At 61.5% G+C, this 5,520-nt stretch carries 7 protein-coding genes; 1 reads left to right on the top strand and 6 read right to left on the bottom strand.

Features of this window, described 5'->3' with window-relative positions:
• From purH to dusB, 3 genes are all read right to left on the bottom strand, one after another.
• Nucleotides 1-1,491, bottom strand: a 1,491-nt coding sequence (gene purH, locus AC1D1X_RS14540; RefSeq protein ID WP_477698526.1) for a bifunctional phosphoribosylaminoimidazolecarboxamide formyltransferase/IMP cyclohydrolase, incomplete at its 3' end; no start/stop codon positions are given.
• 59 nt (nt 1,492-1,550) lie between these two features.
• Nucleotides 1,551-1,787, bottom strand: a complete 237-nt coding sequence (locus AC1D1X_RS14535; RefSeq protein ID WP_348047983.1) for a Fis family transcriptional regulator — start codon at nt 1,785-1,787, stop codon at nt 1,551-1,553.
• Nucleotides 1,784-2,872 (bottom strand): tRNA dihydrouridine synthase DusB, encoded by a 1,089-nt coding sequence (gene dusB / locus AC1D1X_RS14530; RefSeq protein WP_477668349.1) that lies wholly within the window; start codon nt 2,870-2,872, stop codon nt 1,784-1,786. Before dusB ends, AC1D1X_RS14535 begins: the two co-directional genes overlap by 4 nt.
• Nucleotides 2,873-3,015: 143 nt before the next feature.
• Between dusB and AC1D1X_RS14525 the strand changes: the two genes are divergently transcribed.
• The gene (locus tag AC1D1X_RS14525) at nt 3,016-3,498 is read left to right on the top strand and encodes a YqaA family protein (RefSeq protein ID WP_457281043.1); all 483 of its coding nucleotides are present in this window, start codon (nt 3,016-3,018) and stop codon (nt 3,496-3,498) included.
• Nucleotides 3,499-3,525: 27 nt separating this feature from the next.
• Here AC1D1X_RS14525 and AC1D1X_RS14520 read toward each other — a convergent pair whose 3' ends face one another.
• From AC1D1X_RS14520 to AC1D1X_RS14510, 3 genes are all read right to left on the bottom strand, one after another.
• A complete protein-coding gene (locus tag AC1D1X_RS14520) occupies nt 3,526-4,263 on the bottom strand; it encodes an rRNA pseudouridine synthase (RefSeq protein WP_477668350.1) in 738 nt (245 codons plus the stop codon).
• A gap of 41 nt (nt 4,264-4,304) precedes the next feature.
• On the bottom strand, nt 4,305-4,661 hold the full coding sequence (locus tag AC1D1X_RS14515) for a RidA family protein (protein WP_457281045.1): 357 nt from the start codon (nt 4,659-4,661) through the stop codon (nt 4,305-4,307).
• Between the two features lie 193 nt (nt 4,662-4,854).
• The coding region (locus AC1D1X_RS14510; protein WP_477698525.1) for a DUF933 domain-containing protein at nt 4,855-5,520 on the bottom strand (666 nt) is incomplete at its 5' end.

Genomic DNA, 5,520 nt, shown 5'->3' with positions numbered 1-5,520 from the left:
GGGCTGGATCACGCAGGTCGCGCCGGCGTCCACCACCACGTCGAGGCCGTCGCGGAAAGGGAAAAAAGCGTCGCTCGCCACTGCTGAGCCCTGCAGCGTCAGCCCGCCGTTGGCGGCCTTGATGGAGGCGATGCGAGCCGAATCGATGCGGCTCATCTGGCCGGCGCCGACGCCCAGTGTCATGCCGTCCTTGCAAAAGATGATGGCGTTGGACTTGACGTACTTCGCAACCTTCCAGGCAAACAGCATGTCATGCAGCTGCTCCTGCGTCGGCTGCAGCTTGCTGACGACTTTCAGGTCGCCGATGGCCAATTCGTGGTTGTCTGCGGTCTGCATCAACAGGCCCGAGCCAACGCGCTTGACGTCCATCAGGTTGCGGCCCTGCTTCCAGGCCGTGTCGCCGCCGGGCGGCAGGTCAATCTGCAAAATCCGCACGTTGACCTTGGTCTTGAACACTTCCAGCGCTTCGGGTGTGAAGGCAGGCGCCATCAGCACTTCGACAAACTGCTTGGAAATCTGCTGTGCGGCGCGCTCGTCGAGCGGGCAATTGAGGGCGATGATGCCGCCGAAGGCCGAAGTCGGGTCGGTCTTGAAGGCCTTGCTGTAGGCTTCAAGGCCGTCCTTGCCCACCGCCACGCCGCAAGGGTTGGCGTGCTTGACGATCACGCAGGCGGCGCCGTCCTTGATGAGGTCAAAACTCTTGACGCATTCCCAGGCGGCGTCGGCGTCGGCGATGTTGTTGTATGAGAGCTCTTTGCCCTGCAATTGTTTGGCCGTTACCAGCGAGCCGGGTGCGGGATACAGATCGCGGTACAGCGCAGCTTGCTGGTGCGAGTTTTCGCCGTAACGCAGGTCCTGCACTTTCACGAAACGCCCGTTGGCCTGGCCGGGGAACATACCGTGACTGCCGTCGGCCTGGATGCCTGAGAGATAGTCGCTGATCGCGCCGTCGTACTGGCTGATGCGGTTGAATGCCGCTACCGACAAGGCGAACTTGGTCTTGTCGGTCAGTTTGCCRCCGGTTTTCAATTCGGCCAGCACACCTTCATACTGCGAGGCATCGGTCAGCACGCCGACATCCTTCCAGTTCTTGGCCGCCGACCGCACCATCGCGGGGCCGCCGATGTCGATGTTTTCAATCGCGTCTTCCAGCGTGCAGCCGGGCTTGGCGACCGTCGACTCAAACGGATAAAGATTGACCACGAGCAAGTCGATGGTGTCAATGCCGTGGGTTGTCAGCGCCGCCATGTGCTCCGGCACATCGCGGCGGGCCAAAAGGCCGCCGTGAATCTTCGGGTGCAAGGTCTTGACGCGACCGTCGAGCATTTCCGGAAACCCGGTGTGATCGGCGACTTCGGTCACCGGGAGCCCGGCGTCAGCCAGCAGCTTGRCCGTGCCGCCCGTGGACAGCAGCTTGATGCCCAGGGCATGCAGCGCCTGCGCGAATTCGAGGATGCCGGTTTTGTCCGAAACGGAAATCAGTGCGTTCATTTTTGTCTTCTCTAAAGAGGATGGCCGGCGAAAGGGCCGGACCATGGGAGCGTGTTTTTTTATTTGATGAGCTTGTGCTCAACCAGCTTCTTGCGCAGGGTGTTGCGGTTCAGGCCCAGCCATTCGGCGGCGCGCGACTGGTTTTGCTCGGCATGCTGCATGACAACTTCCAGCAGCGGTTTTTCCACCACCTTGACCATCATTTCGTACATGCCGTCGGGCTCGGTGCCACGCAGGTCCTTGAAATAGCCTTCCAGGCTGGTGCGTACGCACTCTTCGATATGTTTTTTGCTCATGCAGCAGCTTCTTCCTGATTTTCCTGATTTTTATCTTTGTTCGCCCGTGCCTGCACAGGCACGCCCTCGTCATCAACCTCGACGGCAGCAGCCGGAATCCGGTCCATCTGCGCCCCCAGCCCTTCAAAAAAAGCACTCACCGCCTTCAGTTGCGCTTCGCAGTCTTCCAGCAGGTTCATCTGCGCGCGAAACGCCTCACCACCGGGCAAGGTCTTCACATACCAGCCGATGTGTTTGCGCGCCGTCCGCACGCCGGTGTATTCACCGTACAAATCGTAGTGGTCACGCAAATGGTCCAGCAGCAGGCGTTCAACTTCCGCCACCAGCGGTGGCGCAAGATGCGTGCCGCTTGAAAGGAAATGTGAAATCTCGCGAAAAATCCACGGACGCCCCTGCGCAGCGCGGCCAATCATCACGGCATCGACACCGGTATACGCCAGCACATCACGCGCTTTTTCAGGGCTGGTGATATCGCCGTTGGCTACCACCGGAATGCGCAGCGCGGCTTTCACGGCGGCAATTGTGTCGTACTCGGCATGGCCTTTGTAGCCCTGCTCGCGCGTGCGGCCGTGCACGGTGATCATCTGCACGCCGGCACTTTCGGCGGCACGGGCAATCGCCAGGGCGTTCTTTTCAGCCTGGCACCAGCCCGTGCGCATCTTGAGCGTGACCGGCACATTGCGCGGTGCGCAGGCGGCCACCACCGCATCCACGATCTGCAGCGCCAGGGGTTCGTCCTGCATCAGCGCCGAGCCCGCCCACTTGTTGCAGACCTTCTTGGCCGGGCAGCCCATGTTGATGTCGATGATCTGCGCGCCGCGGTCGATGTTGTAGGCGGCGGCCTCGGCCATCATCTGCGCGTCGGTACCGGCAATCTGCACGGCGATCGGTGCGGCCTCACCTTCGTGGTTCGCACGGCGCGAAGTCTTCAGCGTATCCCACAGGTCGCGGCGAGAGGTCACCATTTCGCTGACCGCATAGCCCGCACCGAGCTTCTTGCTGAGCTGGCGGAACGGCCTGTCCGTGACACCAGCCATGGGCGCGACAAACAGGTTGTTCGCCAAAGCGTAAGGGCCGATGTTCATGGGAAGTGAGCGCTGCGAGGTTGCTGAAAAAGGAGGCACGATTGTACCTGCCCAAAATTTCAGCAATTGAAATTTGCACACGGAGTTGTAAGCGTCTTCCTGACAGGGTGGCTGGCCCGTCATGCCTATACTCAAATAGATATATGGAAGCCTGGATTCACCGCCTGATAGAACTTTTGGCCCTGCCCGAATACGGCTTGAGCACGGTGTTTGTGGTTTCCTTCATCTCGGCCACGCTGTTGCCGCTGGGCTCGGAGCCGGTGGTCTTCGGCCTGGTCAAGCTCAACCCCGCCATGTTCTGGCCCGCTGTGCTGGTAGCAACTGCGGGCAACACGCTGGGCGGTGCGCTCGACTGGTGGATGGGTTACGGCGCCCACAAGGTGGTGGACAAATACCAGCATTCATCGCATCACGGCCGTGCGGTCCGATGGCTGGAGAAACTCGGCCCCAAGGCCTGCCTGCTGGCCTGGTTGCCGGTGGTCGGAGACCCGCTGTGCGCGGTCGCGGGTTGGCTCAAGTTTCCGTTCTGGCCCTGCCTGGCTTACATGGCGGTCGGCAAATTTTTGCGCTACTTTTTGATGACCGGCAGCCTGATCTGGGCCTTTCCCGGCGTGGTGACCGGATAGGCACCAGAAGAAGAATCAGAAGAAGGATCAGAAGCGTTCGTGTGGCAGCAGGTAGCGCCACTGACCGGGTTGCAGCTGGCTCATCGCCACACGGCCGATACGCAGCCGTTTCATGCCTAGCACCTGCAGGCCGACGCTCTCGCACATGTAGGCAATCTGCCCCGGGACTTCACCCTTGAGGGCAAAGCGCAAGCGCTTTTCGCTTTGCCAGCTCACCTTGGCCGGCGGCAACAAAACACCCTTGAAGGTAAACCCGTGGTCCACCCGGTTCAGCCGGTCCAGCCCGCCGGGTTTGATGTCACCGCTGACATCGACGATCACTTCGTGTTCCATCACGCGGGCATCTTCACGCAGCTTGCGCACCACGCGCCAGTCCTGCGTCAGCACGACCAATCCGCTGGCAGGTGTTGCCAGCGGCGTCACCAGTTCCACCGTGGAGAAATGCTTCTTGAGCGGCCGGATGCCAGAGCGGTCGTCAGGCGATTGTGTGGCGGCCGACAGCAACCGGGCCACCTGCGCCGCGCCGCCATCGGAACTCGCGTCCTGGCCAGCCGGCTTGTGCAGCAGCAAAGTCACCGGTGTCATCGCCAGCAGGCTCGCATCCTTGTCCAGCACGATGGCCTGGCCCGACACCCGGAACTGGGGCTCTTCGACAGTCACCCCGTCAACAGTGACCCAGCCGCCTTCGATGTACTGCTCGGCTTCGCGGCGTGAACAGGACAGCATTTCAGCCAGGCGTTTGGCAAGGCGAACGGGTTCTGTCATCGCGGCGTGGCCTTCATGGCGGGTCAAGCGTGGATGAGAAATCAGCCTTGGGCCGCCACCACACCGATTTCCACGTGGTACTGCGGCGCCGCCAGGCGCGGGCTCATGACCGTGGCACGTGCGGGCGTGGCGCCGGGCACCACCCAGGTTTCCCAGGCACGGTTCATTTCACCGAAGCTGTCCATATCGGTCAACCAGATGGTGGCGCTGAGCAGAAGCGACTTGTCGCTGCCGGCTGCTGCCAACAGGCGGTCGATATTGGCCAGGATGCTGAGGGTCTGTTCGTATACGCCGGAGCCGGCGTCGTTGCCGGCCACCTGGCCTGCCAGGTAAACGGTTTTGTTATGGATAACGGCCTGGGACATGCGTGGGCCGGTTTCGATGCGCTGGATGGACATGGTGTTCTCTTTCTTTCTCAAAGCGAGGGTTTCGGGGGGGATGGCCTGCTCTGGCAAGCCGGTAACGGGGCCGCCACCCGATGGTGCGGATCGTTCGTGAGGTATTGTGGCGCGACTTCTTCCATGATGCCGCCACCGTGATGTCCAGGCCTCGCAGTAAATCGGCCCCAGGTTACCCGGGGGCCCTGGCAACTCAGCTGCTGAACAGGAAGTTCATCACGTCGCCATCCTTGACGACGTATTCCTTGCCTTCACTGCGCATCTTGCCGGCATCTTTGGCGCCCTGCTCGCCTTTGTAGGCGATGAAATCGGCAAACGCAATCGTCTGGGCGCGGATGTAGCCCTTTTCAAAATCGGTGTGAATGACGCCCGCGGCTTGCGGACCGGTGTCGCCCACGTGGATGGTCCAGGCGCGCACTTCCTTCACGCCCGCGGTGAAATAGGTCTGCAGGCCCAGCAGCTTGTATGCCGCCAGGATGAGGCGGTTGAGCCCCGGCTCATCCTGGCCGATCTCCGCGAGGAACATCTTTTTGTCCTCTTCCTCCATGTCGGCCATCTCGGCTTCCATCTTGGCGCAGATCGCCACGACCGGCGCCTTTTGCTCTGCCGCGTAAGCCTTGAGGCGGTCCAGGAAGGGGTTGTTCTCAAAACCGTCCTCGGCCACGTTGGCCACAAACATGGCCGGCTTGGCGGTGATCAGGAAAAACTGGCCGAGCAGCGGCAGTTCCTCCTTGCTGAAGTCCACAGTGCGCACCGGTTTGCCTTCATTGAGCGCGGCCTGGCATTTCTCCAGGATGGCAACCAGCTTGACAGACTCCTTGTCGCCCGAGCGGGCCGTCTTGGTCACGCGGTGCAGGGC

It is taken from the genome of Polaromonas sp. P1_G4, from assembly GCF_056405475.1.
Note: the sequence above shows the minus strand (reverse complement) of the source record. Positions and strands in the feature narration are given on the sequence as shown.

Coding starts and splice junctions, on each gene's coding strand:
- dusB (WP_477668349.1), bottom strand. CDS start 2,872: ATGAACATCGGCCCTTACGCTTTGGCGAACAACCTGTTTGTCGCGCCC.
- AC1D1X_RS14525 (WP_457281043.1), top strand. CDS start 3,016: ATGGAAGCCTGGATTCACCGCCTGATAGAACTTTTGGCCCTGCCCGAA.
- AC1D1X_RS14520 (WP_477668350.1), bottom strand. CDS start 4,263: ATGACAGAACCCGTTCGCCTTGCCAAACGCCTGGCTGAAATGCTGTCC.
- AC1D1X_RS14515 (WP_457281045.1), bottom strand. CDS start 4,661: ATGTCCATCCAGCGCATCGAAACCGGCCCACGCATGTCCCAGGCCGTT.
- AC1D1X_RS14535 (WP_348047983.1), bottom strand. CDS start 1,787: ATGAGCAAAAAACATATCGAAGAGTGCGTACGCACCAGCCTGGAAGGC.